The sequence below is a fragment of the Pseudomonas sp. B21-056 genome (genome assembly GCF_026016325.1).
Taxonomy (GTDB): domain Bacteria; phylum Pseudomonadota; class Gammaproteobacteria; order Pseudomonadales; family Pseudomonadaceae; genus Aquipseudomonas.
The window spans coordinates 2,082,468-2,108,575 of the sequence record NZ_CP087203.1 but is presented as its reverse complement, the minus strand read 5'-3'; the positions used below and the strand labels follow the sequence as shown (position 1 = coordinate 2,108,575).

Genomic DNA, 26,108 nt, shown 5'->3' with positions numbered 1-26,108 from the left:
CATTCCCACCTCGCAGGACGGTGCCATGACTAACGTTTCCAGCCTTACCCATGCCATTTCGATCAACCCCGCCAATGGTGAGCAGATCGGCCACTACCTCTTCGATTCCACACCTGAACTGGAGGCTTCACTGTCACGAGCTATTACCGGGTTTTCCATCTGGCGTAGCCACTCCGTCGAAAAACGTGCGCAGGCGCTGATCGCTCTGGCCAGGGCATTACGCGACAACGCAGAAGCGATGGCGAAGATGATCACTCAAGAGATGGGCAAACCCACCACGCAGGCGCGCGGTGAAATTGAAAAGTGCGCGCAGCTCTGCGAGTGGTACGCCGAACACGGCCCCGCCATGCTGACCGCCGAACCCACACAGGTTGAGGGCGCAAAGGCACGAATTGAATATCGTCCACTGGGCCCGATTCTCGCCGTGATGCCGTGGAACTTTCCCGTCTGGCAGGTGCTGCGCGGCGCCGTTCCGGCGTTGATTGCCGGCAATACCTACGTCCTCAAACATGCGCCGAACGTGATGGGATGCGCCTATTTGCTGCAAGACGCGTTCAAGCACGCCGGCTTTGCTGAAGGTGTGTTCGAAGTCATCAATGTCACGCCCGACGGTGTCTCCACTGCGATAGCAGATCCTCGCATCGCCGCAGTGACGCTCACTGGCAGTGTTCGAGCTGGCATGGCTATTGGCGCGCAGGCGGGTGCAGCCTTGAAGAAGTGCGTGTTGGAACTGGGTGGCTCAGATCCATTCATTGTGCTCAACGACGCCGACCTAGACGAAGCCGTCAAAGCCGCTGTGATTGGCCGCTATCAAAACACCGGACAAGTCTGCGCGGCTGCCAAACGCCTGATTGTCGAGCAAGGCGTTGTCGAGGAGTTTACCCGCAAGTTTGTCGAGTCCACCTGCAAGTTGGTCATTGGCGATCCACTGGCCACAGACACTTACATCGGACCCATGGCCCGCTTTGATCTGCGCGATGAACTAGATCGTCAGGTCCAGGATACCCTGGAAGAAGGCGCGACCTTGTTGTTGGGCGGCAGAAAGGCTGAAGGGCCTGGAAACTTCTACGAGCCTACGGTGTTCGGTGATGTCACCGACCAGATGACCTCGTTCAAACAAGAATTGTTTGGACCCGTGGCATCGATCATCACTGCGCGGGACGCCGCACATGCCCTGGAACTGGCCAATGACAGTGAATTCGGGCTCGCCTCGACCATCTACACACGCAATGTCCAACTGGCCCAGAAGCTGGCCGGCGAACTGGAAACCGGAGGCGTGTTCATCAATGGCTATTGCGCAACCGACCCACGCGTCACCTTCGGCGGTGTAAAGAAAAGCGGGTTTGGCCGTGAGCTGTCGCATTTCGGTGTGCGCGAATTCTGTAATGCACAGACCGTCTGGCTGGACCGTCACTAACAACAAGCAAGTCGCCAGGCCCAGCGAAAACGTCCGCTGAGCCAAAGATGGGCGAGTCAGAAAAAGACTCGCCCCACCCTTATGAGGAGCTTTTGATGCGAGTCTTCCCTGCAATGCTGGGCGTTACTCTGACTGCGGCGTTAACCTTCATGCCAGCGATGGCTGCCGAATTTACCGGTACACTTAAAAAAATCAAGAACTCGGGGACCATAACCCTGGGGCACCGAGACTCTTCAATTCCGTTCTCCTACATCGCCGACGCTTCCGGCAAACCAGTTGGCTACTCCCATGACATCCAATTGAAAATTGTCGACGCTATCAAGCAGGAACTTGAGATGCCCGAGCTGAACGTACGGTACAACCTGGTGACGTCACAAACGCGCATCCCGCTTGTGCAAAACGGTACTGTCGATCTGGAGTGCGGTTCTACAACCAATACCGCAGAGAGGGCGCAGCAAGTCGAATTTTCAGTCGGCATCTTCGAAGCCAGCACTCGACTGTTGGTCCGAAAGGATTCGACCTACAAAGACTTTGACCATCTCAATGGCAAGAGCGTGGTGACCACTGCTGGCAGCACTGCCGAGCGGATGCTCAAGGTCATGAATGCCGAGAAAAAGATGAACATGAACGTAATCTCTGCCAAAGACATTGGTGAGTCTTACCAAATGCTCGAGTCCGGCCGCGCCATTGCGTTTATGCAGGACGACGCATTGCTGGCGGGCGAGATGGCCAAGGCAAAGAAACCGGAAGATTGGGTGGTGACCGGTACCCCGCAATCCAACGAAATCTATGGTTGCACAATGCGTCGGGGTGATCCGGATCTCAAAAAAGTCGTGGATGACTCGATCAAGTCACTTTTCGTCTCGGGCGAAATCAACGCCATCTACGATAAATGGTTTACTCAGCCCATCCCTCCCAAAGGCTTGAATCTCAAATTCCCCATGAGCGTAGAACTCAAAACAATCATCGCCCACCCCAACGACCAACCGGCGCCGGAAAAGGCTCTTTAACGGTCGTCCCCTTCTGCTCGAGCGACCAGGACACAGCGAGGCACTCTTCTCGCGCCATGACCTTTGTATCAGCTGAAGATTCCACCAAGAGCCAGAGCTTTTGTAGGGGTAAAAACGCCTAAAAATAAAAAGGGGTCGCGAGATAAAATCTCGCAACCCCTTGAATTATATGGTCGGGACGGAGTGATTCGAACACTCGACCCCTAGCACCCCATGCTAGTGCGCTACCGGACTGCGCTACGCCCCGACTAGGCGTGAATCTTGTTCCGCTTCTCAGCGGAACGCTCAGGAATATATCGCAAGCTTTTGAAAACTGGAAGTATTTAAAAGCAGAAATTTATTTCTTGAGCACCACCAGCACATCTTCAAGCTCGGCGATCATCTGGCGGATCATCTGTTTGTACTGGGTTGTGTCGTCTTTGGCCTCGTCACCGGAGAGGCGCAGGCGCGCGCCGCCGATGGTGAAGCCCTGATCGTACAGCAGCGCGCGGATCTGCCGGATCATCAACACGTCCTGGCGTTGATAGTACCGGCGGTTTCCGCGGCGCTTGACCGGGTTGAGCTGAGGAAACTCCTGCTCCCAATAACGCAGCACGTGTGGTTTTACCGCACACAGCTCGCTGACTTCACCAATGGTGAAGTAGCGTTTGCCCGGGATGACGGGTAGTTCGTCGTTATGACTTGGTTCCAGCATAAGCCTCAACTCGGGCCTTCAACTTCTGCCCTGGACGAAAGGTGACCACACGGCGAGCCGTGATCGGGATTTCTTCTCCCGTTTTCGGATTGCGGCCAGGCCGCTGGCGTTTGTCCCGAAGGTCGAAATTGCCGAAACCGGACAATTTGACCTGCTCGTTGTCTTCGAGAGCGTGCCTGATTTCTTCGAAAAACAGTTCGACCAGTTCTTTGGCCTCCCGTTTATTCAGGCCCAGCTCCTCATACAGACGTTCCGCCATCTCAGCTTTCGTCAGAGCCCCCATACGTCACTTCCTTAACGTGGCGTTCAACCTGTTTTCGAGCGAGGTGAGGATGTTCTGCGTTGCGGTATTCACCTCATCGTCATTAAGAGTGCGCGATGGATGCTGCCAGGTCAAGCCGACTGCCAGGCTTTTTCTATGCGGATCAATGCCTTTACCCTGATACACGTCAAATAGCCTGAGGTCCGTAAGCCATTCGCCTGCATTTTCACGGATTACGTCCAGCACAGCGCTGGAGGCAACGTCGCGGTCAGCCAGCAGTGCCAGGTCACGGCGCACTTCAGGAAAGCGCGATAACTCGTGGAATTTCGGCATTTTCCCCAGTGCCACTTCGGCCAGGACCAACTCGAAGACGAACACCGGACGATCGAGGCCCAGGGCTTTCGACAGTTCCGGGTGAATGGCGCCGACATAACCCACTTCGCGCCCGTCTCGCTCGATGCGCGCGGTCTGCCCCGGGTGCAAGGCTGGATGCTTGCCCGGCACGAAGGTGAACGCGTCGAGCGCACCGGCGAAGCCAAGTACCGCTTCCACGTCAGCCTTGACGTCGAAGAAGTCGACGACATCGCGACCCTGCGCCCAACCTTCCGGCAGACGGCTGCCGCAGACGACACCGGCCAGCATCGGCTCTTGCTTCAAGCCGTCCAGTTGGCCGACGAAGCGCAGGCCGCTCTCGAACAGACGCACGCGGTCCTGCTGGCGGTTCAGGTTGTGCTGCAGCGACTTGACCAGGCCCGGCCACAGGGACGAGCGCATGGCCGCCATGTCGTTGGAGATCGGATTGGCCAGCAACAGCGGCTCGACGCCCGGGTTGAACAGTTCGAACTGGCGTGGATCGATGAAGCTGTAGGTGATCGCTTCCTGGTACCCACGGGCCACCAGCAGGCGGCGCAGTTCCGGCAGGTCGCTACGGGCTTCAGCCTTGGCTTGTGGAGCCAGGCGAGCTTGCGGGTAGCGAACCGGAAGGCGGTTGTAGCCGTACAGGCGGGCCAGTTCTTCGATCAGGTCGACTTCCAGGCTGATGTCGAAGCGATGGCTTGGCACTTCGACGCGCCACTGCCCTGCTCCGTCGGCGCTGATGTTCAGGCCCAGGGCACTGAGCAGACGCTCGACTTCGGGGGCATCCATGTCCATGCCCAGCATCTGGGAGATGCGTTGGGCACGCAAAGTGACCGGTGCGATCTTGGGCAGGTGCTGTTCGCTGACGGTTTCGATGATCGGGCCGGCTTCGCCGCCGGTGATCTCCAGCAGCAAGCCGGTGGCGCGCTCCATGGCTTCACGGGCCAGTTGCCAGTCCACGCCACGCTCGTAGCGATGCGAGGCATCGGTGTGCAGGCCATAGGAGCGGGCCTTGCCGGCCACGGCGATCTGATCGAAGAACGCGCTTTCCAGGAATACATCGCGAGTCGACGCGGAAACACCGCTGTGCTCGCCGCCCATCACGCCGGCAATGGCCAGGGCGCGGGAATGGTCGGCGATCACCAGGGTATCGCTGCGCAGGGTGACTTCCTGGCCGTCGAGCAGGACCAGCTTCTCGCCTTCCTCGGCCATGCGCACGCGGATGCCGCCATTGATTTCGGCGAGATCGAACGCATGCAGGGGTTGACCCAGCTCCAGCATCACGTAGTTGGTGATGTCGACGGCGGCGTCGATGCTGCGCACGTCGGCGCGACGCAGGCGCTCGACCATCCACAACGGCGTCGGCTTCGACAGGTCGACGTTACGGATCACCCGGCCCAGGTAACGCGGGCACGCTGCCGGTGCCAGGACCTCGACCGAACGCACTTCATCATGCACTGCCGGGACCGGCGCGACCGTCGGGCGAACCACCGCAGCGTCGTACAAGGCGCCCACTTCGCGGGCCAGACCGGCCAGGGACAGGCAGTCGCCACGGTTAGGCGTCAGGTCGACCTCGATGCTGGCATCGTCCAGGCCCAGGTACTCACGAATGTCCTGGCCCACCGGCGCATCGGCCGGAAGCTCCATCAGGCCATCGTTGCCTTCGCCGATCTGCAGTTCGGCCTGGGAGCACAGCATGCCGTTGGACTCGACACCACGCAGCTTGGCCTTCTTGATCTTGAAGTCGCCCGGCAGCTCGGCACCGATCATGGCGAACGGAATCTTCAGGCCAGGACGCACGTTCGGCGCGCCGCACACGACCTGGAAGGTTTCCGCGCCATTGCTGACCTGGCACACCCGCAGCTTGTCAGCGTCGGGATGCTGCTCGGTGCTCAGCACCTCGCCCACCACCACGCCGTTGAATTCGCCGGCGGCCGGCGTCACGCTATCGACCTCGAGACCGGCCATCGACAGGCGAGCAACCAGCTCGTCCCGGCTTACCTGCGGGCTTACCCAGCCGCGCAGCCACTGTTCACTGAATTTCATCCTGCTCTCCTAATAGATTCGTTACGGGCTGCGACCTAGCGAAATTGCGCAAGGAACCGCAAGTCGTTGTCGAAGAACAGGCGCAAGTCATTCACACCGTAACGCAGCATGGCCAGACGCTCGACGCCCATGCCGAAGGCAAAGCCCGAAAACTCTTCCGGATCGATCCCGGACATACGCAGCACGTTCGGATGAACCATGCCGCAGCCCATGACTTCCAGCCAGCCGGTCTGCTTGCAGACCCGGCAGCCCTTGCCGCTGCACATCACGCATTCCATGTCGACTTCAGCCGACGGCTCGGTGAACGGGAAGTACGAAGGGCGGAAACGCACCGCCAGCTCTTTTTCGAAGAACACCCGCAGGAATTCTTCGATGGTGCCTTTGAGGTCGGCGAAATTGATGTCGCGATCGACCAGCAGGCCTTCGACCTGGTGGAACATCGGCGAGTGGGTGATATCCGAGTCGCTACGGTACACACGGCCTGGGCAGACGATGCGGATCGGCGGCTTTTTCGATTCCATGGTGCGGACCTGTACCGGCGAGGTATGGGTGCGCAACAGCATGTTCGCGTTGAAATAGAAGGTGTCGTGCATCGACCGGGCCGGGTGATGGCCTGGGATGTTGAGCGCTTCGAAGTTGTGGTAGTCGTCTTCGACCTCAGGACCTTCGGCTATGCCGTAGCCGATGTGGGTGAAGAATTGCTCGATACGTTCCAGGGTCCGGGTAACCGGGTGCAGGCCTCCGGAGGTCTGGCCACGGCCAGGCAGGGTCACGTCGATAGACTCGGCGGCGAGCTTGGCGGCCAGATCCGCCTCCTCGAACAACGCCTTGCGCGCATTGAGGACCTCTGTGACACGCTCCTTGGCAACGTTGATCAGCGCACCGACTTGCGGACGCTCTTCGGCAGGCAGGTTCCCCAGGGTCTTCATCACCTGAGTCAACTCGCCCTTCTTGCCAAGGTAGTGAACCCGGATTTGCTCCAGGGCATTGATATCTTCAGCGCTTTGCACAGCCTCTAGTGCTTGAGAGACCAGCGCATCCAGGTTTTCCATGTACAGACTCCAGATACGAAATAGGGGAAGAGCTTTAAGGCTCTTCCCCTATTCATGACGTTTAACACCTGGGCCCACAGAGGTGGGCCCAGGTGACTGCCGGGGGTACTTAAGCCAAGGTGGCTTTAGCTTTCTCGACAATCGCAGCAAACGCCGCTTTTTCGTTCACTGCCAGATCGGCCAGAACCTTACGGTCGATCTCGATGGACGCCTTTTTCAGGCCAGCGATCAAACGGCTGTAAGACAGGCCGTTGGTACGAGCACCAGCATTGATACGAGCGATCCACAGAGCGCGGAACTGACGTTTTTTCTGACGACGGTCACGGTAGGCGTATTGGCCTGCCTTGATTACGGCTTGCTTGGCAACACGGAATACGCGGGAACGCGCACCGTAGTAGCCTTTAGCAAGTTTCATAATTTTCTTGTGACGCTTACGGGCAATGACGCCACGCTTTACACGAGCCATGAGTTACTTCCTCTATTCTTGATCCAAAAATTAACGAAGGCGCAGCATGCGCTCGACTTTTGCCACGTCAGACGGATGCAGCAAGCTGCTACCGCGCAGTTGACGCTTACGCTTGGTCGACATTTTGGTCAGGATGTGGCTCTTGAAAGCGTGCTTGTGCTTGATGCCGTTGGCAGTTTTCAGAAACCGCTTGGCAGCACCACTTTTGGTTTTCATCTTTGGCATGTTCGGATACTCCGCATTCAGTTGATAAACATAATCGCAAGGCCTGCCGTGCCCTGGTGATTACTTCTTCTTTTTCGGGGCGATGACCATGATCAGCTGGCGTCCTTCCATCTTAGGATGCTGTTCGACCGAACCGTACTCGAGCAGGTCTTGTTCAACCCGCTTGAGGAGTTCCATCCCCAGCTCCTGGTGGGCCATCTCACGGCCGCGGAATCGCAAGGATACCTTGGCCCTGTCCCCGTCACTCAGGAAACGTACCAGGTTGCGCAGTTTTACCTGGTAATCCCCTTCCTCCGTCCCTGGACGAAACTTGATTTCTTTTACCTGAATCTGCTTCTGGTTTTTCTTCGCCGCGGCAATCTGCTTCTTCTTCTCGAAGATCGACTTGCCGTAGTCCATCACCCGGCAAACCGGTGGGACTGCGTCTGCGGAAATTTCCACCAGATCAAGCTTGGCTTCTTCAGCAATACGAAGCGCTTCATCAATCGAGACGATGCCAATCTGCTCGCCGTCAGCGCCAATTAACCGAACCTCGCGTGCCGAGATATTCTCGTTGATCGGGGCCTTCGGTGCAGCTCGTTTATCTTGTCTCATTTCACGCTTAATAATAATTACTCCGAATCTGGGCGACCACGCCGGGAAACCGCTTGCGCGAGGAACTCGGCGAATTCGGCGACGGGCATCGAGCCCAGGTCAGCACCTTCACGAGTACGCACAGCGACAGTCTGCATCTCGACCTCCCGATCTCCAATAACCAAGAGATAGGGAACCTTGAGCAAAGTATGCTCGCGGATTTTAAAGCCGATCTTTTCATTTCTCAAGTCAGACTTGGCACGAAATCCGCTTTGGTTGAGGGTTTTTTCGACCTCGGCGGCAAAATCTGCCTGTTTATCAGTGATATTCATGATCACTGCCTGGGTCGGCGCCAGCCACGCAGGGAACGCGCCCTCGTAATGTTCGATCAGAATCCCGACGAAACGCTCGAAGGAACCGAGGATCGCGCGGTGAAGCATGACCGGGTGCTTGCGACTGTTGTCTTCGGACACGTATTCGGCGCCCAGACGGATCGGCAGGTTGAAATCGAGCTGCAAGGTACCACATTGCCAGACACGACCCAGACAATCTTTCAGCGAGAATTCGATCTTCGGACCGTAGAAAGCCCCCTCGCCCGGCTGCAGGTCGTACGCAAGGCCCGCGCTGTCGAGCGCAGCGGCCAGAGCGGCTTCGGCGCGATCCCATAGCTCATCGGAGCCGACGCGTTTTTCCGGACGAGTGGACAACTTCATCTCGACTTCGGTGAAGCCGAAGTCACGGTAGACGTCCATGGTCAGCTTGATGAACGCGGCGGATTCAGCCTGCATCTGCTCTTCGGTGCAGAAGATGTGCGCATCGTCCTGGGTAAACGCACGCACGCGCATGATGCCATGCAGCGCACCCGACGGCTCGTTGCGGTGGCAGGCACCGAACTCGGCCAGGCGCATCGGCAGCTCGCGGTAGCTTTTCAGGCCCTGGTTGAACACCTGCACGTGGCAAGGGCAGTTCATCGGCTTGATGGCGTAGTCGCGGTTTTCCGACTGGGTGGTGAACATGTTGTCGGCGTAGTTGGCCCAGTGCCCGGATTTTTCCCACAGGCTGCGGTCCACCACTTGCGGCGTCTTGATCTCCAGGTAGCCGTTTTCACGCTGGACCTGACGCATGTACTGCTCGAGCACCTGGTACATCGTCCAGCCGTTCGGGTGCCAGAACACCATGCCCGGGGATTCTTCCTGGGTATGGAACAGGCCCAGGCGCTTGCCGATCTTGCGGTGATCGCGCTTCTCGGCTTCCTCGATGCGCTGGATGTAGGCCGCCAGTTGCTTCTTGTCCGCCCAGGCAGTGCCATAGACACGCTGCAACTGCTCGTTCTTCGCGTCGCCACGCCAGTAGGCGCCGGACAGCTTGGTCAGCTTGAAGGACTTCAGGAAACGGGTATTCGGCACGTGCGGACCGCGGCACATGTCGACGTATTCTTCGTGGTAGTACAGGCCCATGGCCTGCTCGTCCGGCATGTCTTCCACCAGACGCAGCTTGTAGTCTTCGCCACGGGCCTTGAAGACTTCGATGACTTCGGCGCGCGGGGTGACTTTCTTGATGACGTCGTAGTCCTTCTCGATCAGCTGCTGCATGCGCTGTTCGATCGCAGCCATGTCGTCCGGGGTAAAAGGACGCTCGAAGGCGATGTCGTAATAGAAGCCTTCATCGATGACCGGCCCGATGACCATCTTCGCGCTCGGGTACAACTGCTTGACCGCATGGCCGACCAGGTGCGCGCAGGAGTGGCGAATGATCTCCAGTCCCTCTTCATCCTTGGGCGTGATGATTTGCAGCGTGGCGTCGCTGTCGATGACATCACTGGCATCCACCAGTTTGCCGTTGACCTTGCCGGCCAGGGTGGCCTTGGCCAGGCCTGCACCGATGGATGCGGCGACCTCGGCTACGGATACCGGATGATCGAATGAACGTTGACTGCCGTCGGGAAGAGTAATAGTTGGCATGGCGCCTCCTCTCCTAGTGGTGACCCCTACCAAAGGTCACGTGGGTTGGGATGAGCCAGTACAAGATCCAGTCCAGGCCATTCAATCATGAACGCCTGCCTTACAGCGGCAGGAGCCTTGCGGCCAACCGGGAAACCGAACCAGAGTGACTGGGATTCAAATCAGGGTTATTTCGAACATTTGCCGCCGCCGGGACCTGTCGTCATCCGGAGCCTGAAAATACCCGAGCCCGGCATGCTAGCACAGATGAACGGTCATCGCCGTATCGAGTGCGACACAAGCGTAAACCCCTGGTTTTTATGCCAGAGTGCTGAACTGAAACGCCCCGCAGCACCTCTGATAACAAGACATCGACCCAAAGGAGCATCCCAGCATGCGTCTGAATACGTTACTGGCAGCAGTCGCCCCCCTCGCCCTGCTGCTCCCGCTGACCGCCCACGCCGACTGGCCGAAAGGCGAACGCGAGAAATACATGACCCAGTGCACTCAGGCGGCCACACCGCAGATCGGCGCGGCGGCGGCCAAATCCCATTGCGCCTGTGGTGCCGATGCAATCAAGTCCTACCCGGCCGCCGACATCCAGGCCCTGATGGACAACAAGGCACCCGTGGAATTGCAGCAGAAAGCACTGGGACAGATCGCCAAATGCAAGGCCGATCCCTCGAAGAAAAAATGAGCAGACAGGCCTTTCAAGACCGGCCTGAGCCCATGAAAAGCCCTGAATTTGCCTTTTTTCAGACGAATTTTGCAGGTTTTACAGCTTTTTTTATCGCCTTTACTTTCGGCTGAAAGCCTTTAAAACCGGGGCTTTCAGCGGGTCAAGACGGTAAAGAAAAGACGACTGTTCGGCAAACAGCACGTCCGGGGGGCTCCCAAATCGAACATTTCGACTATGATACCCAGGTGTGCCCAGTTGGCCTGAGCAGCACAGCACTACTGAAAATATATGTTTCTTGGAGATACACCATGTCTAATCGCCAAACCGGCACCGTTAAATGGTTCAACGATGAAAAAGGCTTCGGCTTCATCACTCCTCAAGGTGGCGGTGACGACCTGTTCGTACACTTCAAAGCTATCGAAAGCGACGGTTTCAAAAGCCTGAAAGAAGGCCAGACCGTTTCCTTCGTGGCTGAGAAAGGCCAAAAGGGTATGCAAGCTGCACAAGTTCGCCCAGAGTAATTTCTCGGCGCGCTAAAAAAACCCCGTCCATGTGACGGGGTTTTTTATGGGCGGCTGTTGGAACGCAGAGCGTCCCTGGCTGCATTCCCAGCAGAGCATGGGAACGATCCTCCAACCTGCTCCAGGGCAATCAGCCGCAGTTCACCCGATTGACCACCAGGTTGGCATCGGTATTGAGATTCAGGCGATCAGAGCGATACTCAAGCGTCACCATGTCGTTGGGCTTGAGGATCCGGGCAATCTGCGCGCCGGAACGGGTGCGAGCCTGCTCCAGCAATTGTGGCGATGCCTGCTTACCGATGGCGAACTCGGCCGCCTTCGCTTCGCAGCGGTCGTAAGCGGTCTCGGCGGCTACCGGATCAGGGGACGATTCAGCGTTGCTGCTGCAACCGTGCAAGAACCCGGCGGCCAGCAAAATACCCAATGACGCGAGCTTCCAAGGCATGAAGCCTCCTTTCTTTGATCAATAAACAGAGAGCGTGCGACAACCCAAACGAAGCTTGGTTTCAGCATAAGGGCCACCGTCATGCCCTCACCTGGAAAACCGGCAGTTTGCCTGAGCCCGACGCCCTTGGTCAGGCATGAATCGTGACTGAATATGTTTGGCGCTCAATAAACATCAATGTAGTCGAAGGGTGGGTTCGGCCAATTATCCTTCAGGGCGTTGTAGATCTGCATGACCCAGACCTCGTCACTGGCAGCGACCCGTCCGACATACCCCGACCCCTTTGCCCACGTCTCGAGCCGAAACAGCAAACCATCGATGTCGGCACCCCCCACCACGCCCGAAGACAGATAGGCGATCCCCCCCTTGGTCACGCGCAATTGGGTGTGTTCCTCATCACTGGCCGAGGCCAGCAACTGGCGGACCGCTTCGAGGGTCAGCCCGTCAGGCGCATTCAAATCGATCTGCACGGCAGGGGTTCCTTGGACAATCAAAAAAACAAGTGTCGCACAGCCCTCCCCTGATGCCTAAGTCGCAGTGCCAAACCCCGGGCAAAAGTGGTTAACTCAGCCTACAGCCCCCCCCAACCCGCGAGCCCTGCCATGAGCATCATCAGCATCGAAGCCACCATCAATGCCAAATGGTCGGAGGGCCACAGCTCCTACAGCCCTGGCAGCCCCGAGGAGCTGGCAATCATCGGGATAGAACTGTTGGTGAAGGAACTGGGGACGGAGGTTGCCCGCAACTTCATCCAGCAGGCATTCGAACGCTACCCGAGCGTCGTCGACGCTGCGGACTGAGGCGACGCAAAGAGCCTGTGGGAACCGAGCTTGCTCGCGATAGCGGCGGGCTGGCAATTCTATCGCGAGCAGGCTCGCTCCCACAGGTCTGGTGCTTGAGGCAGGTTACTTGAGGCGAGCCAGGCGCTCGGTCAACAGGTCAAAGAAACCCTGGGCATCGCCGTTTTCCACCCAGAACGCATTCTTGGGCGCCTTCAGGCCGTCGTACCAGTCAACGATGGTCTGCCCGAAGGTCGGCCCCTCGCGGCTATCCACCACCACGTTGACCGAGCGACCAGTGAACAACTGTGGCTTGAGCAGGTAGGCAATCACCGTCGCATCGTGCACCGGTCCGCCCGACATGCCGTAGTGCTCCATATCGCCCTTGACGTACTCGTTGAGGATATCGCCGACCAGCTTGCTGGCATTGTTGTTCACGGCCGCGATCTGCTTCAGGCGAGCTTCGCTGGTGAGGATCTTGTGGGTCACGTCCAACGGCAGGTAGGTCAGTTTCACACCACTTTTGGCGACCACCTCGGCCGCCTGTGGGTCGGCGAACAGATTGAATTCGGCCACCGGCGTGATGTTCCCGCCATTGAAGTGCGCGCCACCCATGATCACCACTTCCTTGATGCCCTGGACGATGTCCGGCTCCTGGATCAGCGCCAGGGCCAGGTTGGTCTGCGGACCGAGCATGGCAATGGTGATGCTGTGGGGCTTGGCGGACTTGAGGGTGTCGATCAGGTAGTTGACGGCGTTGCCCTTGGCCAGGCCCTTTTTCGGCTCATGCACGGTGACACCCGACAGGCCTTCCTTGCCATGGATGTTTTCCGCATAGATCGGTGTGCGCATCATCGGCTTCGGCGCACCGGCGTACACCGGCACCTCTTCTCGCCCTGCCCACTCCCGGGCCAGGCGAGCATTGCGCGAGGTCTTGTCCAGGCGCACATTGCCGGCGACAGTGGTCAGCGCGCGGATCTGCAGTTCTTCAGGGGATGCCAGGGCGAACAACAAGGCGACCACGTCATCGGCCCCCGGGTCGGTGTCGATGATCAGATCGATTTTTTCCGCCGCCTGGGCGCTCGTAGCGGTGATCAGTGACAACAGCAGCAGACTCCGGAACAGTTGATGCATTTTCTGAGCATAGCGGTGCATGGCGCACTCCTTGTGCGGGGTTTTAGAAGGTTACTCCAGCAATCAGCACAACGTTGCAGTACGGAGAGCATTCTCCTGTGCGAATAATCGCTCGAGCTTGTCGGCTGAGGACCTTGAATTGCTCATGGCTGACCAACTCCCGCGCCCCCATTGCACCTTCGGCCTGCAACGACTCGAGGGTCGACAGGGCCGTCGGCTGTTTATCGAAGATTTCCGTGGCCAGCACATGGCTTTCCACCTGCATTTCACTGAGCACCACTTTCAGGGTACTGACGAAATCGGGAATGCCGTGGGTCAAGGCCAGGTCGATCAACTCGACCCCGGGAGGTACCGGCAGCCCGGCGTCGCCAATGACCACCTTATCGCCATGACCGAGGGAGGCGATCAGTCGCGAGAGCGCCACATTCAACAAGGGAGTCTTTTTCATGATTTGAAAGCCTGTACTTCCGACAAAGTGGGAATGGAGGGCTGCGCCCCGACGCGGGTGACCGACAACCCTGCGGCGACCTGACCGAAACGGATCGCGTCGACCTCACTTTTACCGTTGGCCAGGGCCGCCGCGAAGCCGCCGACAAAGGTATCCCCCGCCGCCGTGGTGTCCACAGCCTTGACCCGTGGCGCCGGGAAGTGTTCGAAGCTCGAGCCGTTGGCGAACATCAGCCCCTGGGCGCCCAGGGTCACGATGACCTTGCCGGCGCCGGCGGCGATCAACTGCGCCGCGGCAGCTTCGGCGGTTTCCAGGGAGTCCACCGCCAGCCCGCTCAGCATGGCGGCTTCGCTTTCATTGGGAATCAGGTAGTCGACACACGCGTACCAGTCGGCCGGCAGCGCACGGGAAGCCGGCGCCGGGTTGAGGATGACGATCTTGCCCAGCTCGCGGCCGCGCTTGAGTGCATGGCCAACCGTGGCATCCGGCACTTCAAGCTGGCAGATGATGACATCGGCGCCTTGCAGCACCTTGTCGAAACCGTCCAGGACCTCGGGCGTCAGCACGCCATTGGCACCGGCGACGATGACAATCGCATTCTGGCTGTTGTCATCGACCACGATCAGCGCCACGCCGCTGGCCCCCTCCACGACGCTGACGGCCTGGCAATCGATGCCCTCGGCCAGCAGCGCGCCTCGCAACTCCTGGCCATAGGCATCGCTGCCCACACAACCGACCATGGAAACCTGAGCCCCCAGGCGCGCGGCGGCCACCGCCTGGTTGGCACCCTTGCCTCCCGCAATGGTGGAGAACGACTCGCCGATCAGCGTTTCACCGCCCCGGGGCAAACGCGGCGCACGGGTCACCAGGTCCATGTTCAGGCTGCCTATTACCACTACTTTTGCAGACATACGTCACTACTCATTCCATTCGGTTCAGCGGTATTGGGCGAAGGCACCGGACAGCGGCGCGGTCGACTCTCGCAAGACAATGCTGGGCGTCACGATCCGTTGATCGGTGACAAGCCCGGGCGTGGCGATCCGCCGCAACAACACTTCTGCCGCCATCTCGCCCAGTTGCAGGATCGATTGCCCCACCGTGGTCAGCGCCGGGTAGACATAGCGACTCATCTGGATGTCGTCAAAACCGATGACCGACAGTTCGCTGGGCACCCGCACATTGCGCTCGGCGGCGGCTCGCAGCACACCGATGCCGATCATGTCGTTGGCCGCAAAAATCGCACTGGGAGGCTGGTCTTCAAGCAACTCGGCCGCAGCGCGGTAGCCGCCCGTGCTGGTGAAATCGCTCTCAAGCATGCGCTCGACGGGCAATTCGATCCCCGCCTCTTTCAGCGCACGGCAGTAACCGGCCAGACGCATCTGCGCCACACTGGTGTCCGCCGGCCCACCGATAAAGGCGATATCGCGGTGCCCCAGCTCCAGCAGGTGTCGGGTTGCCAGGTACGCGCCGTACTCGTGATCGATGCGCACCAGGTCCGCATCGACGCCATCAAGCCCACGGTCGACGATGACCATGGGCGTGCGCACGCCGGCCAGCCCCTGCGCCAGGCCGACGTCGCCACCGGCGGAGGCGACGATCAGGCCGTCAATGCGTTTTTCCAGCAGCACCCGCAGGTAACTGCGCTGCTTGTCCGGGTTGTCGTCGGAGTTGCACAGGATCACGCAGTAACCATTGCGCTCGCAGTAATCCTCGATCCCCCGGGCCAGCTCGGCAAAGTACGGGTTGAGGCTGTTGGGCACCAGCAGGCCGATGGTCGCCGTGGTCTTGGCCTTGAGCGAACGGGCCACCGCGCTGGGCACATAGTCGAGACGCTTGATCGCCGCCTCGACCTTGAGTCGTACTTCTTCGCTGACCGGCCGGGTCTTGTTCACCACATGGGACACAGTGGTATAGGAAATCCCCGCGAGCGCCGCTACATCCTTGATGGTCGCCATGGTTCAGGCCGGCCGACTGGCGCGCTGGCTGCGGTAGGTATCCAGCACCACCGCGACCACGATCACCGCACCGGTAATGATGCGCTTGGTCGGTTCGGTAGCGCCGATCTGCGCCAGGCCCGCCGCCAACACGGAGATGATCAACACGCCAAAGAAGGTGCTGATGACCGAACCGCGCCCACCCATCAGGCTGGTCCCACCGATCACCACGGCGGCAATGACTTGCAGCTCAAGCCCCGAGCCCGCATTCGGGTCTGCCGCCTCCAGCCGGGAAATCTGGAACAGCGCCGCCACACCGGCCAGCAAGCCCATCAGGCTGAATACCAGGATCTTGTAGGGTTTCGGATTGATGCCGGCCAGGCGCACCGCTTCTTCATTGGTGCCGATGCCGATCAGGTAGCGGCCGAACACCGTGCGGGTCAAAACGGCCTGGGCAATGAAGATCACCAGCAAGGCAATGATGAATGACGGCGAAATACCGAACGCAATCGGATTGGACAGCCAGGCAAAGGAATCGCCGATATAAGCTGTCCGGGAGCCGGTCATCTGGTACGCGAGGCCGCGGGCCATTTCCAGCACGCCAAGGGAGACGATGAACGATGGAATCCGCCACGCCACGGTAATCGAACCGGTCACGGTCCCCGCCAGCGCCGCCACGGCCATGCCCAGCAACGCCGATGGCCAGACGCTCCAACCCCAACCGAGCACCGCGACGCTGACGGTCGATGCCGCCAGCGCCAGCACCGAGCCCACCGACAGGTCGATGCCGCCGATGATCAGGATGAACGTCATGCCGACCGCCAGCACCATGAGGTCAGGAATCTGGTTCGCCAGGGTGCTGAAGGTGTCATAGGAGAGGAAGTGGCTGCTCAGGACCGAGAACAGCGCGACCATGGCCAGCAGCGCGCCGGCCAGGCCCAGATAGGTGCCGAGGCCATAAAAGTTGCCACTCGGCTTGCCCACGGCAGATGCGGTTTTCATGAAAATTCCCTAGGCGCCGCTTCATTGAGCAACGCGTCACGTTTCTGGTAGCCGGCAAATGCGGCGGCAAGCAAATCATCCTGGGTCCAGCTGTCGCGCTCGAAAGTGTCGATCAGGCGTCCGGCGGACAGCACGCCGATCCGGTCACAGATCAGCATCAGCTCCCGCAGGTCGCTGGACACCACGACCAGTGCCTTGCCCTGGCGGGTCAATTCGCCGAGCAGTGCATAGATGTCGAACTTCGCGCCGACGTCGATACCACGGGTCGGCTCGTCGAACAACAGCACCGAGCAATCCCGTTCGAGCCAGCGGCCAATCACCACCTTCTGCTGATTGCCACCCGACAGCTCGGAGACCAATTGTGTCGGGCTGGAACTGCGGATGCGCATGGCATCGATCTGCCGCCGAGCCAGGGACAGTTCGTCGCCGCCATTGACGATCCCGGCACTGGAAATCTCCGGCATGTTACCCAAGGCGATGTTGGCGGCAATCGATTGGGTCAGCAACAGGCCCTCGCCCTTGCGGTCCTCGGTGATCAGGGCAATGCCATGGGCCACCGCATCGGCCGGCGAACGGATATTGGCGACGGTGGCTGGCGAACCCAACGCCACGGTGCCGCTGTCGGCCGCGTCGGCGCCGAAGATCAGCCGCAGCAGTTCGGTGCGCCCTGCCCCGATCAGGCCGGAGATGCCAAAGATCTCGCCACTGCGCACTTCGAAGGACACGTCGCGGACCTTGTCGGATCGGCTCAGGCCCTTGACGGTCAGTGCCGGCGCGCCGATCTGCCGTGGACCCAGGTCGATGTGCTCGCCCAGCTCCCGGCCGACCATCAGGGTCACCAGTTGCTCGCTGTTATAGTTGGCCATCGGCTCGACACAGACCAGGTTGCCGTCACGCAGCACCGCAATGCGCTGGGCCACCCGCGCCAGTTCTTCGAGACGATGGGAAATGTAGATGATCGAAACGCCCCGGGCCTGCAGGCGGGTGATCTGTTCGAACAGCATCTCGACCTCGCGCGCCGTCAGCATGGCGGTCGGCTCGTCGAGGATCAGCACATGGCAGTCACCAATCAGGTTACGGGCAATCTCGACCATCTGCTGGTGACCGATGCCCAGCTCACCGACCAGGGTGTCGGGGTCGATTGCGTCGAGCCCCACCTGGGCCATGGCTTCAATAGCGGCCTTGCGCAACTGCTTGCGGCTGATCCAGCCACCGCGGCTGGGCAGGTTGTCGAGAAACAGGTTTTCGGCCACGGACAGGGTCGGCAGCAGGTTGAGCTCCTGCATCACCATTCGCACACCCAGCTCTTCGGCCTGGGTACGGCTGCCGGGGCGATAGTCCTGCCCCTGGAATTGCATCTGCCCGGTCGTCGGTGTCACCAGTCCACCGATGATCTTGGACAGGGTACTTTTACCGGCACCATTTTCACCGGTCAGCGCCAACACTTCACCGCGCATCAACGTCAGGTCGATGTCGGTCAGTACAGGCTGGGCATAGGTCTTGCCGATGCCGCTGACAGTCAAGACAGCGTTCGGGTCGAAAACGGACATAAAAACTCTCCATGCGCTCGCCCGGATGGGCGAGCACCACTACTTCGCCAGGATGATTACTTCGTAACCAGCTCGACCGGCGTTTCGATCACGCCGTTGGCACCGCTGTCGACTTTCTCGCCCTTGAGCATTTTCAGGGCTGTCTCGATACCGAAGACCGCCTGCTTGGCAGCAAACTGGTCGGCGGTCGCCAGGACACGACCGTCCTTGAGCATAGGCTTGATGGCATTGATGTTGTCGTAACCGACCACTTGCACCTTGCCGGCCTTGCCCGCAGCGCGCACGGCGGATACCGCACCCACGGCCATGCTGTCGTTGCCGGCCAGCAGCGCCTTGATGTTCGGGTATTCGCTGAGCATCGACGCGGCCACCTGGTTGCCCTTGTTGATTTCCCAGTCACCCGATTGCAGGGACACGACCTTGACCTGCGCCGCTTCCATCGCATCCTTGAAACCAGCAGTGCGCGCCTGAGCGTTGGTGGTGGTGGACACGCCTTCGATGATGCCGACTTCGTCACCGGCCTTGAGCTGCTTGGCCAGGTATTCACCGACCAGGCGTGCGCCCTTGCGGTTGTCCGGGCCTACGAACGGTACGTTGATGTTCTTGCTCTTGACCACAGCTGGATCGAGCTGGTTGTCGATGTTGATCACCGTGATACCGGCGTCGACAGCTTTCTTGATCACCGGCACCATCGCCTTGGAATCGGCGGGCGCGATGATCAGGGCGTCGACCTTGGACACGATCATCTGCTCGACAATGCGGATCTGGTTGGCGGTGTCGGTTTCATCCTTGATCCCGTTGGAGATCAGGTCGAAATCGGCGGAGTGTTCCTTCTGATAGGCCTTGGCGCCGTCTTCCATGGTCAGGAAGAATTCGTTGGCCAGGGATTTCATGACCAGGGCGACCTTGGGTTTTTCAGCGGTCTGGGCGAATGCCGAGGAGAACGGCAACGCAGTGGATGCGGCCGCGAGCATGGCGACAGCGAGAAGGCGTCCAGCGAATGGCAACTTCATGGGTTCACTCCGATCTTATGATTATTGTGAGCAAATCAGTGCACGGAACGCCGCGCAAACGTTTGCGTGAAGTGAACTATGGTAAGGCTTTGGAGATTTGTCAACGTTGCGATTGCATTCGCAGGTCCCAGGCCAAGCCGTCCCGCCTGACGCTCGCGCTGCACAGAGTAGCTGAAGTCACGGCTGTCAGCTTTTTCAGTCGCAACGATAAATAAACATTTTTTTCCTACACTAAAACGTCAAAAGCGCTGTCAGACGATTTTCTTGAATTTTAAGCAGTTGCGTAAATGCCTACGGTTAAATACTGTATGCACGTACAGCTTAATAAGGATAATCCTGTGGCCACGCCCTCCGCTGCAACTACCCCCTTAGATTCCTATACAAAACTCGGCCTGCGGGTCTCGAAAATCATCAACGCCCCTACCGCACAAAAGGCCAAGGCCGCCCTGATCTTTCGCCTTCCCGACGAGCCGATGGAGGAATGGGAGCGCCTGCTGGAAGAAATCGACGAGAACGACAACGTGACCCTCGCCTATCGCGACGATGGTGGTGTGCAGGTTTTCTGGGTTGTGCCGAAGGAAGATTGAGCCCGATGAATGTCCGCTGCGTTGCTTTACTGCTTGTGCTCATCGCCACAGGCGCCCAGGCCGGGGCACCCCGCACCTTCAATGAAGCCAAGAAAATCGCCTGGAAACTCTACGCCCCGCAATCCACTGAGTTCTATTGCGGCTGCAAGTACACCGGCAATCGCGTGAACCTGGAGGCCTGCGGTTATGTACCGCGCAAGAACGCCAGTCGCGCCGCCCGTATCGAATGGGAACATATCGTTCCGGCGTGGCAGATCGGTCATCAGCGCCAATGCTGGCAACAGGGCGGACGCAAGAACTGCACCCGCTACGACCCGGTCTATCAACGGGCCGAGGCCGACCTTCACAATCTGGTGCCCAGCATCGGGGAAGTGAATGGCGATCGGAACAATTTCAGCTTCGGCTGGCTGCCGGTGCAGAAGGGCCAATACGGCTCATGCCTGACCCAGGTGGACTTCAAGGCCAAGAAAGTCATGCCCCGCCCTTCCATCCGGGGCATGATCGCCCGAACGTATTTCTACATGAGCAAGCAATATGGCCTGCAGCTTTCGAAACAGGACCGGCGCCTGTACGAAGCCTGGGACAAGACCTATCCGGTGGAAAGCTGGGAGCGCCAGCGCAACCAGAGCGTGGCCTGTGTTATGGGACGTGGGAACGAGTTCGTCGGCCCGGTGGACCTGAAAGCCTGCGGCTGACCGCGCATTTGTGAACCGCACAAAGCAACTGTGGGAGCGAGCCTGCTCGCGAGAGCGGTGAATCAGTCGATGCAGAAGTAACTGACATACCGCTATCGCGAGCAGGCTCGCTCCCACAGGGTTTGTTCTATCCGATCATTGAGCCGTCGGGAAATCCACCACCTGGGTCTCGATGTTGCGCTTCTTGGCCCGGACCAGGGCGGCAGTGACCTGCTCCTGCTTGGCCTCGGCTTCGGCTCGGGAAGCGAGAGGACCGACCAGCACCCGCTCCTTGCCATTTTCCCGCACTACGGTCGACATGAAGCTGTGCTCGATGAGCCACCCGGTCAGATCGCTGATCGCTTGCGGGGTCTCGCCTCGAACCTCGACAGCCCATTGCGGCGCAGCAGCGGCAGACGGCGCGGAGGTCGCGGCGGGTTTCGGCTTCGGCGCCTCGGCATCACGCCCCTCACCGCACCCAGCCAGCATGAATACCGCAATAACCCAAGCCAATTTGCGCACAACGTTTCCTCTGGAAGACATGAGGGAGGGATTTTAGCACTCACATCCACCAGGAACCCCGCAAACAGTACGCAAAACACGAGAATCCTGGCCGGTCTCTCTGTATAGTCGCACCCTGGGAATTAATGCTGCGTCTGCACGTCAGAAAGAGGCACCCACATTGTGACACTTAGCACTAATCTATAAGCAGTACCGACATCTGCACTGTCTGAATCAGGTGCCCTAATAAAGCAATCAAGGAGAACACCATGCTGATACTCACCCGCAAAGTCGGTGAAAGCATAAACATTGGTGACGACATCACGATCACCATTCTGGGCGTTAGCGGCCAACAGGTCCGGATCGGCATCAATGCCCCGAAAAACGTTGCGGTGCATCGCGAAGAGATCTATCAGCGTATTCAGGCGGGCCTTACCGCCCCCGACAAGCCGCAAACTCCCTGAGCCTTGCAGCAGTCCGTAGCCAGCCCGTTTGCATCATCGCAGTGGCTGGCTAAAGATTCAGGCCGTCCGCGCCTTTTCCCCCCGCTTCCCCCCGCCTCTGCTTTTTCTGTCCAGCCCGTGAAACCGATATTAATGCCATGACTCGTAGCATGGCTGTCGGACGTTTCGTTTTAATGGCGATGAAGCGGGTGTTCGTGTCGGTCAGCCCAAGCTCACACCACGGGCCATGCCGGTGGCGGCGATCACCATCAGTACCAGCAGCAAGGCTTCGATGTGGCTGATCCGGGCAAACCGGCCGGCCCTTGAAGCATCGATCGTCGCTCCTTTGCCCAGTGCCATCCGCCATTTGATCAGGGTGATCATCGGCGCGAGTTCGAGCAGCAGGATCAGCAGGAACAAGGTCATCTTCAGGTGAAACAAAGGCTGATGCAGGTAATAGTCCGAGCCTTTTTCATAGCCGCCGAAGGCACGCATCCCACCGGTCACCAGCAGGACCAGGGCCGACAGGCCCCACACGTTATCCGCCATCAATACATTTCGAACCGCATCCGCGCCGCCGGCCAGGCGTCGCAGCGCCGTGCCGCGGGTGAGCACCGCCCAGAAACCGAGGGCGAAAGCCAGGAGATGAATTGCCGCGAGAGACCAATGAGCCAACATGGAAGGCACCTGTCAGAGAGAACGTCGAATCGACCTGACAGTACTAGCTCATAAAAGAAGGATCGGCAGACAGGGCACAAAAAAATGCGGGAGCGGGCTTGCTCGCGATAGCGGTTCAGCATTCAACAAAGATGTTGACTGATCCGACGCCATCGCGAGCAAGCTCGCTCCCACATTGTCCCGGGGTTAACCCAGAATCGAGGTTCACCACCGACCTCTGTGGGAGCGAGCCTGCTCGCGAAAGCGGTTCAGCATTCAACAAAGATGTTGACTGATCCGACGCCATCGCGAGCAGGCTCGCTCCCACATTGTCCCGGGGTTAACCCAGAATCGAGGTTCACCACCGACCTCTGTGGGAGCGAGCCTGCTCGCGATAGCGGCTTAGCATTCAACGACGATGTTGACTGATCTGACGCCATCGCGAGCAGGCTCGCTCCCACAGGTTAAGCATCAGTCAGCCAGACGCCAGGTCGTGCCGCCCTTCCCGTCTTCCAGCACCACGCCCATGGCGGTGAGCTGGTCGCGGATGCGGTCGGATTCGGCCCAGTCCTTGTTGGCCCGTGCAGTCAGGCGCGCCTGGATCAAGGCCTCGACCTCGGCCGCGTCCACGCGACCTTCGGCACCGGCCTGGAGGAAGTCGTCCGCCTCGAGCTGCAACACACCCAGGACACTGGCCAGTTCCTTCAGGCGTGCCGCCAGGCCCGCCGCCGCGGTGAGATCGCTCTCACGCAGGCGGTTGATCTCGCGCACCATTTCGAACAGCACCGCGCAGGCTTCCGGGGTACCGAAGTCATCGTTCATCACCTCGGTAAACCGCGCCACGAACGCTTCGCCACCCGCCGCCGGCACATTCGGCAGGCCTTTCAACGCATGGTAGAAACGCTCCAGGGCGCCCTTGGCGTCCTTGAGGTTGTCTTCCGAATAGTTGATGGCGCTGCGGTAGTGGCTCGACACCAACAGATAACGCACCACCTCGGGGTGGTACTTGTCGAGCACGTCGCGGATGGTGAAGAAGTTGTTCAAGGACTTGGACATCTTCTCGCCGTTGATCCGGATCATGCCGCAATGCATCCACGCGTTGGCGTAGGTCTTGCCGGTGGCCGCTTCGCTCTGGGCGATCTCGTTTTCGTGGTGCGGGAATTCCAGGTCGCTGCCGCCGCCATGAATATCGAAGGTCTCGCCCAGGCAGCAGGTCGACATCACCGAGCATTCGATGTGCCAGCCCGGACGGCCCTTGCCCCACGGCGAATCCCAGCTCGGTTCGCCCGGCTTGGCGGCTTTCCACAGGACGAAATCCAGCGGGTCCTGTTTCGACTCGCCGACTTCGATCCGCGCGCCGATGCGCAGGTCTTCGATCTTCTTGCGCGACAGCTTGCCGTAGCCCATGAACTTGCCGACGCGGTAGTACACGTCGCCATTGCCCGGCGCGTAGGCATAACCCTTGTCGATCAGGGTCTGGATCATCGCGTGCATGCCAGGGATATGATCGGTGGCCCGCGGCTCCATGTCCGGCTTGAGGATATTGAGGCGCGCCTCATCCTCGTGCATCGCCACGATCATGCGCTCGGTCAACGCCTCGAACGACTCGCCGTTCTCGTTGGCACGGTTGATGATCTTGTCGTCGATGTCGGTGATGTTGCGTACATACGTCAGGTCATAACCGCTGAAACGCAACCAGCGGGTCACCAGGTCGAAAGCAACCATGCTGCGACCATGCCCGATGTGGCAGTAGTCGTACACGGTCATGCCGCACACGTACATGCGCACCTTGTTGCCATCCAGCGGCTTGAAAACTTCTTTGCTCTTGGTGAGCGTGTTGTAGATCGTAAGCACAGGGTTTCCCTTAAGACTTGATCACTGACCCCAGGAATCACGCAAGGTCACGGTACGGTTGAATACCGGAGCACCTGGTTTCGAGTCCTTGATATCCGCGCAGAAGTAGCCTTCGCGCTCGAACTGGAACCGGTCTTCCGGCTGTGCGTTGCCCAGCGAGGGTTCGGCACGACAACCGGTGAGGACTTGCAAGGAGTCAGGGTTGATGTTGTCCAGGAAGCTGGCGCTGTCTTCGGCCTTTTCCGGGTTCGGCGAACGGAACAGGCGATCGTACAGGCGCACTTCGCACTCGACGCTGGCGGCGGCCGGCACCCAGTGGATCACGCCCTTGACCTTGCGACCTTCTGGGTTTTTGCCCAGGGTGTCGGGATCGTAGGAGCAACGCAGTTCGACGATGTTGCCATCGGCGTCCTTGATCGCCTCGTCGGCGCGGATCACGTAGCTGCCGCGCAGGCGCACTTCACCAGCCGGTTCCAGGCGCTTGTAGCCTTTTGGCGGCTCTTCCATGAAGTCTTCACGGTCGATGTAGATTTCCCGGGCGAACGGCAGGACGCGCACGCCCATGTCTTCTTTCGGGTGGCACGGCAGCTCGAGGTTCTCGACCTGGCCTTCCGGGTAATTGGTGATCACCACCTTGAGCGGACGCAGCACGCACATGGCACGCGGGGCGCTCTGGTCGAGGTCTTCGCGGATGCTAAACTCCAGCATGCCGAAGTCCACCACGCCGTCGGAACGGTTGGTACCGACCATTTCGCAGAAATTGCGGATCGATTTCGGCGTGTAGCCACGACGACGGAAGCCCGACAGCGTCGACATGCGTGGGTCGTCCCAGCCGTTGACGTGCTGTTCATCCACCAGTTGCTTGAGCTTGCGCTTGCTGGTGATGGTGTAGTTCAGGTTCAGGCGGCTGAATTCGTACTGGCGCGGGGTGGCCGGCACCGGCAGGTGCTCGAGGAACCATTCGTACAAGGGACGATGGCTTTCGAACTCCAGGGTGCAGATCGAGTGGGTGATGCCCTCGATGGCGTCCGACTGACCGTGGGTGAAGTCATAGTTCGGGTAGATGCACCACTTGTCACCGGTCTGGTGGTGATGGGCATGGCGGATGCGGTACATGATCGGGTCGCGCAGGTTCATGTTCGGCGAGGCCATGTCGATCCTGGCCCGCAGCACCCGTGCGCCGTCCGGGAACTCGCCGGCGCGCATGCGGGCGAACAGGTCCAGGTTCTCTTCGACGCTGCGCTCACGGAACGGGCTGTTTTTGCCCGGCTCGGTCAGGCTGCCACGGTATTCCCGGGCCTGCTCCGGCGTCAGGTCGCACACATAGGCCTTGCCGGCCTTGATCAGCTCGACCGCCCAGTCGTGCAACTGGTCGAAATATTGCGAGGCATAGCGCACTTCACCGGACCATTCGAAGCCCAGCCACTTGACGTCGCTTTCGATCGCGTCGATGTATTCCTGGTCTTCCTTGGCCGGGTTGGTGTCGTCGAAACGCAGGTGCGTGACGCCACCGAACTCCTGGGCCAGGCCGAAGTTCACGCAGATCGACTTGGCATGGCCGATGTGCAGGTAGCCGTTGGGCTCCGGCGGGAAACGGGTGACGATCTGTGTGTGCTTACCCGAATCCAGGTCCGCCTGGATGATCGGGCGCAGGAAATTGACCGGCACGGCCGGGCCGGTCTTGGAATTCGAGGTAGGGTCGACAGTGGGCTTGCTCATAGGATCCTTGAACGTACAAGTGCGCGGCCGGGTGCGGCCTGATAAATCAAAGCCCGTATCATAGCCGATGCTGTCAAGCCGCTGACAGGCCAGGCCGGCAAACGATTGAATTTAATCGGCCGCCAG

General features: G+C 59.5%; 29 protein-coding genes and 1 tRNA gene. 8 read left to right on the top strand and 22 right to left on the bottom strand.

Annotation, left to right across the window (positions count from 1 at the left end; translation table 11 throughout):
• The first annotated feature begins 25 nt into the window (after positions 1-25).
• Positions 26-1,417 carry an aldehyde dehydrogenase family protein gene (locus LOY67_RS09430; RefSeq protein WP_265066908.1) on the top strand — a complete coding sequence of 464 codons (1,392 nt, stop codon included), beginning with the start codon at positions 26-28 and terminating at the stop codon, positions 1,415-1,417.
• A gap of 95 nt (positions 1,418-1,512) precedes the next feature.
• Positions 1,513-2,427 carry a transporter substrate-binding domain-containing protein gene (locus LOY67_RS09425; protein WP_265067731.1) on the top strand — a complete coding sequence of 305 codons (915 nt, stop codon included), beginning with the start codon at positions 1,513-1,515 and terminating at the stop codon, positions 2,425-2,427.
• Positions 2,428-2,597: 170 nt separating this feature from the next.
• On the opposite strand, the gene LOY67_RS09420 is transcribed toward LOY67_RS09425, so the two are convergent.
• From LOY67_RS09420 to thrS, 9 genes are all read right to left on the bottom strand, one after another.
• Positions 2,598-2,674 (bottom strand) — tRNA-Pro (locus tag LOY67_RS09420).
• A 90-nt stretch (positions 2,675-2,764) separates the two neighbouring features.
• A complete protein-coding gene (locus LOY67_RS09415) occupies positions 2,765-3,121 on the bottom strand; it encodes a MerR family transcriptional regulator (RefSeq protein ID WP_003179985.1) in 357 nt (118 codons plus the stop codon).
• Positions 3,102-3,404 carry an integration host factor subunit alpha gene (ihfA, locus tag LOY67_RS09410; protein ID WP_002553164.1) on the bottom strand — a complete coding sequence of 101 codons (303 nt, stop codon included), beginning with the start codon at positions 3,402-3,404 and terminating at the stop codon, positions 3,102-3,104. Before ihfA ends, LOY67_RS09415 begins: the two co-directional genes overlap by 20 nt.
• 3 nt (positions 3,405-3,407) lie before the next feature.
• The gene (gene pheT, locus LOY67_RS09405; RefSeq protein ID WP_265066907.1) at positions 3,408-5,786 is read right to left on the bottom strand and encodes a phenylalanine--tRNA ligase subunit beta; all 2,379 of its coding nucleotides are present in this window, start codon (positions 5,784-5,786) and stop codon (positions 3,408-3,410) included.
• 35 nt (positions 5,787-5,821) lie between these two features.
• A complete protein-coding gene (gene pheS / locus LOY67_RS09400; protein WP_265066906.1) occupies positions 5,822-6,838 on the bottom strand; it encodes a phenylalanine--tRNA ligase subunit alpha in 1,017 nt (338 codons plus the stop codon).
• A 109-nt stretch (positions 6,839-6,947) separates the two neighbouring features.
• Positions 6,948-7,304 carry a 50S ribosomal protein L20 gene (gene rplT / locus LOY67_RS09395; RefSeq protein WP_024779372.1) on the bottom strand — a complete coding sequence of 119 codons (357 nt, stop codon included), beginning with the start codon at positions 7,302-7,304 and terminating at the stop codon, positions 6,948-6,950.
• A 30-nt stretch (positions 7,305-7,334) separates the two neighbouring features.
• The gene (rpmI, locus tag LOY67_RS09390) at positions 7,335-7,529 is read right to left on the bottom strand and encodes a 50S ribosomal protein L35 (protein WP_002553160.1); all 195 of its coding nucleotides are present in this window, start codon (positions 7,527-7,529) and stop codon (positions 7,335-7,337) included.
• A 60-nt stretch (positions 7,530-7,589) separates the two neighbouring features.
• Positions 7,590-8,141, bottom strand: coding sequence for a translation initiation factor IF-3 (gene infC, locus LOY67_RS09385; RefSeq protein ID WP_169432615.1), 552 nt, complete (start codon positions 8,139-8,141; stop codon positions 7,590-7,592).
• Positions 8,141-10,063: a threonine--tRNA ligase gene (gene thrS / locus LOY67_RS09380; protein WP_047700668.1), complete on the bottom strand. Its 1,923-nt coding sequence runs from the start codon at positions 10,061-10,063 to the stop codon at positions 8,141-8,143. The genes infC and thrS overlap by 1 nt, the downstream gene beginning before the upstream one ends.
• Before the next feature lie 373 nt (positions 10,064-10,436).
• On the opposite strand from thrS, the gene LOY67_RS09375 reads away from it, so the two are divergent.
• Both LOY67_RS09375 and LOY67_RS09370 read left to right on the top strand, forming a co-directional pair.
• Complete coding sequence (locus LOY67_RS09375) at positions 10,437-10,739, top strand: hypothetical protein (RefSeq protein WP_265066905.1); 303 nt, start codon at positions 10,437-10,439, stop codon at positions 10,737-10,739.
• Positions 10,740-11,029: 290 nt separating this feature from the next.
• The gene (locus tag LOY67_RS09370) at positions 11,030-11,242 is read left to right on the top strand and encodes a cold-shock protein (RefSeq protein ID WP_003179963.1); all 213 of its coding nucleotides are present in this window, start codon (positions 11,030-11,032) and stop codon (positions 11,240-11,242) included.
• A 130-nt stretch (positions 11,243-11,372) separates the two neighbouring features.
• Here the strand turns inward: LOY67_RS09370 and LOY67_RS09365 are convergent, their stop codons facing one another.
• Complete coding sequence (locus tag LOY67_RS09365; protein WP_265066904.1) at positions 11,373-11,687, bottom strand: I78 family peptidase inhibitor; 315 nt, start codon at positions 11,685-11,687, stop codon at positions 11,373-11,375.
• A 164-nt stretch (positions 11,688-11,851) separates the two neighbouring features.
• A complete protein-coding gene (locus tag LOY67_RS09360) occupies positions 11,852-12,157 on the bottom strand; it encodes a hypothetical protein (RefSeq protein ID WP_230165529.1) in 306 nt (101 codons plus the stop codon).
• A 132-nt stretch (positions 12,158-12,289) separates the two neighbouring features.
• On the opposite strand from LOY67_RS09360, the gene LOY67_RS09355 reads away from it, so the two are divergent.
• Positions 12,290-12,487 carry a hypothetical protein gene (locus LOY67_RS09355; RefSeq protein ID WP_265066903.1) on the top strand — a complete coding sequence of 66 codons (198 nt, stop codon included), beginning with the start codon at positions 12,290-12,292 and terminating at the stop codon, positions 12,485-12,487.
• 105 nt (positions 12,488-12,592) lie between these two features.
• Here the strand turns inward: LOY67_RS09355 and LOY67_RS09350 are convergent, their stop codons facing one another.
• From LOY67_RS09350 to LOY67_RS09320, 7 genes are read right to left on the bottom strand one after another with little or no spacing between them, the layout of a single operon-like run.
• Positions 12,593-13,621, bottom strand: a complete 1,029-nt coding sequence (locus LOY67_RS09350) for a nucleoside hydrolase (protein ID WP_265066902.1) — start codon at positions 13,619-13,621, stop codon at positions 12,593-12,595.
• 22 nt (positions 13,622-13,643) lie between these two features.
• Positions 13,644-14,048, bottom strand: coding sequence for a D-ribose pyranase (rbsD, locus tag LOY67_RS09345; protein WP_265066901.1), 405 nt, complete (start codon positions 14,046-14,048; stop codon positions 13,644-13,646).
• The gene (gene rbsK, locus LOY67_RS09340) at positions 14,045-14,959 is read right to left on the bottom strand and encodes a ribokinase (protein ID WP_265066900.1); all 915 of its coding nucleotides are present in this window, start codon (positions 14,957-14,959) and stop codon (positions 14,045-14,047) included. Before rbsK ends, rbsD begins: the two co-directional genes overlap by 4 nt.
• Positions 14,960-14,983: 24 nt before the next feature.
• Complete coding sequence (locus tag LOY67_RS09335; RefSeq protein ID WP_265066899.1) at positions 14,984-16,003, bottom strand: LacI family DNA-binding transcriptional regulator; 1,020 nt, start codon at positions 16,001-16,003, stop codon at positions 14,984-14,986.
• 3 nt (positions 16,004-16,006) lie between these two features.
• Entirely contained in the window at positions 16,007-16,984 is a 978-nt protein-coding gene (locus tag LOY67_RS09330; RefSeq protein WP_265066898.1) for an ABC transporter permease, read from the bottom strand.
• Positions 16,981-18,534: a sugar ABC transporter ATP-binding protein gene (locus tag LOY67_RS09325; RefSeq protein WP_265066897.1), complete on the bottom strand. Its 1,554-nt coding sequence runs from the start codon at positions 18,532-18,534 to the stop codon at positions 16,981-16,983. Before LOY67_RS09325 ends, LOY67_RS09330 begins: the two co-directional genes overlap by 4 nt.
• 56 nt (positions 18,535-18,590) lie before the next feature.
• On the bottom strand, positions 18,591-19,547 hold the full coding sequence (locus LOY67_RS09320; RefSeq protein ID WP_265066896.1) for a sugar ABC transporter substrate-binding protein: 957 nt from the start codon (positions 19,545-19,547) through the stop codon (positions 18,591-18,593).
• Positions 19,548-19,834: 287 nt separating this feature from the next.
• Here LOY67_RS09320 and LOY67_RS09315 point away from each other — a divergent pair, with 287 nt between their 5' ends.
• Together LOY67_RS09315 and LOY67_RS09310 are read left to right on the top strand one after the other, a co-directional pair.
• Positions 19,835-20,134: a DUF1654 domain-containing protein gene (locus LOY67_RS09315; protein ID WP_052126365.1), complete on the top strand. Its 300-nt coding sequence runs from the start codon at positions 19,835-19,837 to the stop codon at positions 20,132-20,134.
• Positions 20,135-20,139: 5 nt separating this feature from the next.
• Entirely contained in the window at positions 20,140-20,829 is a 690-nt protein-coding gene (locus LOY67_RS09310) for an endonuclease I family protein (protein ID WP_265066895.1), read from the top strand.
• A 135-nt stretch (positions 20,830-20,964) separates the two neighbouring features.
• On the opposite strand, the gene LOY67_RS09305 is transcribed toward LOY67_RS09310, so the two are convergent.
• Entirely contained in the window at positions 20,965-21,330 is a 366-nt protein-coding gene (locus LOY67_RS09305) for an SPOR domain-containing protein (RefSeq protein ID WP_265066894.1), read from the bottom strand.
• A gap of 248 nt (positions 21,331-21,578) precedes the next feature.
• Here LOY67_RS09305 and csrA point away from each other — a divergent pair, with 248 nt between their 5' ends.
• Positions 21,579-21,773 carry a carbon storage regulator CsrA gene (gene csrA, locus LOY67_RS09300; protein WP_003179932.1) on the top strand — a complete coding sequence of 65 codons (195 nt, stop codon included), beginning with the start codon at positions 21,579-21,581 and terminating at the stop codon, positions 21,771-21,773.
• Between the two features lie 201 nt (positions 21,774-21,974).
• Here the strand turns inward: csrA and LOY67_RS09295 are convergent, their stop codons facing one another.
• The 3 genes from LOY67_RS09295 to LOY67_RS09285 form a co-directional block, all read right to left on the bottom strand.
• On the bottom strand, positions 21,975-22,430 hold the full coding sequence (locus LOY67_RS09295; protein ID WP_265066893.1) for a DUF2214 family protein: 456 nt from the start codon (positions 22,428-22,430) through the stop codon (positions 21,975-21,977).
• 450 nt (positions 22,431-22,880) lie between these two features.
• Positions 22,881-24,263 carry a cysteine--tRNA ligase gene (gene cysS, locus LOY67_RS09290; protein WP_265066892.1) on the bottom strand — a complete coding sequence of 461 codons (1,383 nt, stop codon included), beginning with the start codon at positions 24,261-24,263 and terminating at the stop codon, positions 22,881-22,883.
• 21 nt (positions 24,264-24,284) lie between these two features.
• Positions 24,285-25,982 (bottom strand): glutamine--tRNA ligase/YqeY domain fusion protein, encoded by a 1,698-nt coding sequence (locus tag LOY67_RS09285; protein ID WP_265066891.1) that lies wholly within the window; start codon positions 25,980-25,982, stop codon positions 24,285-24,287.
• Positions 25,983-26,108: the final 126 nt, after the last annotated feature.

Coding starts and splice junctions, on each gene's coding strand:
- LOY67_RS09365 (WP_265066904.1), bottom strand. CDS start 11,687: ATGCCTTGGAAGCTCGCGTCATTGGGTATTTTGCTGGCCGCCGGGTTC.
- LOY67_RS09335 (WP_265066899.1), bottom strand. CDS start 16,003: ATGGCGACCATCAAGGATGTAGCGGCGCTCGCGGGGATTTCCTATACC.
- rbsK (WP_265066900.1), bottom strand. CDS start 14,959: ATGTCTGCAAAAGTAGTGGTAATAGGCAGCCTGAACATGGACCTGGTG.
- LOY67_RS09310 (WP_265066895.1), top strand. CDS start 20,140: ATGAATGTCCGCTGCGTTGCTTTACTGCTTGTGCTCATCGCCACAGGC.
- csrA (WP_003179932.1), top strand. CDS start 21,579: ATGCTGATACTCACCCGCAAAGTCGGTGAAAGCATAAACATTGGTGAC.
- LOY67_RS09320 (WP_265066896.1), bottom strand. CDS start 19,547: ATGAAGTTGCCATTCGCTGGACGCCTTCTCGCTGTCGCCATGCTCGCG.
- LOY67_RS09375 (WP_265066905.1), top strand. CDS start 10,437: ATGCGTCTGAATACGTTACTGGCAGCAGTCGCCCCCCTCGCCCTGCTG.
- LOY67_RS09295 (WP_265066893.1), bottom strand. CDS start 22,430: ATGTTGGCTCATTGGTCTCTCGCGGCAATTCATCTCCTGGCTTTCGCC.
- LOY67_RS09285 (WP_265066891.1), bottom strand. CDS start 25,982: ATGAGCAAGCCCACTGTCGACCCTACCTCGAATTCCAAGACCGGCCCG.
- LOY67_RS09415 (WP_003179985.1), bottom strand. CDS start 3,121: ATGCTGGAACCAAGTCATAACGACGAACTACCCGTCATCCCGGGCAAA.
- LOY67_RS09370 (WP_003179963.1), top strand. CDS start 11,030: ATGTCTAATCGCCAAACCGGCACCGTTAAATGGTTCAACGATGAAAAA.
- pheS (WP_265066906.1), bottom strand. CDS start 6,838: ATGGAAAACCTGGATGCGCTGGTCTCTCAAGCACTAGAGGCTGTGCAA.
- pheT (WP_265066907.1), bottom strand. CDS start 5,786: ATGAAATTCAGTGAACAGTGGCTGCGCGGCTGGGTAAGCCCGCAGGTA.
- rplT (WP_024779372.1), bottom strand. CDS start 7,304: ATGGCTCGTGTAAAGCGTGGCGTCATTGCCCGTAAGCGTCACAAGAAA.
- ihfA (WP_002553164.1), bottom strand. CDS start 3,404: ATGGGGGCTCTGACGAAAGCTGAGATGGCGGAACGTCTGTATGAGGAG.
- thrS (WP_047700668.1), bottom strand. CDS start 10,063: ATGCCAACTATTACTCTTCCCGACGGCAGTCAACGTTCATTCGATCAT.
- LOY67_RS09355 (WP_265066903.1), top strand. CDS start 12,290: ATGAGCATCATCAGCATCGAAGCCACCATCAATGCCAAATGGTCGGAG.
- LOY67_RS09330 (WP_265066898.1), bottom strand. CDS start 16,984: ATGAAAACCGCATCTGCCGTGGGCAAGCCGAGTGGCAACTTTTATGGC.
- LOY67_RS09315 (WP_052126365.1), top strand. CDS start 19,835: ATGCCTACGGTTAAATACTGTATGCACGTACAGCTTAATAAGGATAAT.
- rbsD (WP_265066901.1), bottom strand. CDS start 14,048: ATGAAAAAGACTCCCTTGTTGAATGTGGCGCTCTCGCGACTGATCGCC.
- rpmI (WP_002553160.1), bottom strand. CDS start 7,529: ATGCCAAAGATGAAAACCAAAAGTGGTGCTGCCAAGCGGTTTCTGAAA.
- LOY67_RS09350 (WP_265066902.1), bottom strand. CDS start 13,621: ATGCACCGCTATGCTCAGAAAATGCATCAACTGTTCCGGAGTCTGCTG.
- LOY67_RS09325 (WP_265066897.1), bottom strand. CDS start 18,534: ATGTCCGTTTTCGACCCGAACGCTGTCTTGACTGTCAGCGGCATCGGC.
- LOY67_RS09425 (WP_265067731.1), top strand. CDS start 1,513: ATGCGAGTCTTCCCTGCAATGCTGGGCGTTACTCTGACTGCGGCGTTA.
- LOY67_RS09430 (WP_265066908.1), top strand. CDS start 26: ATGACTAACGTTTCCAGCCTTACCCATGCCATTTCGATCAACCCCGCC.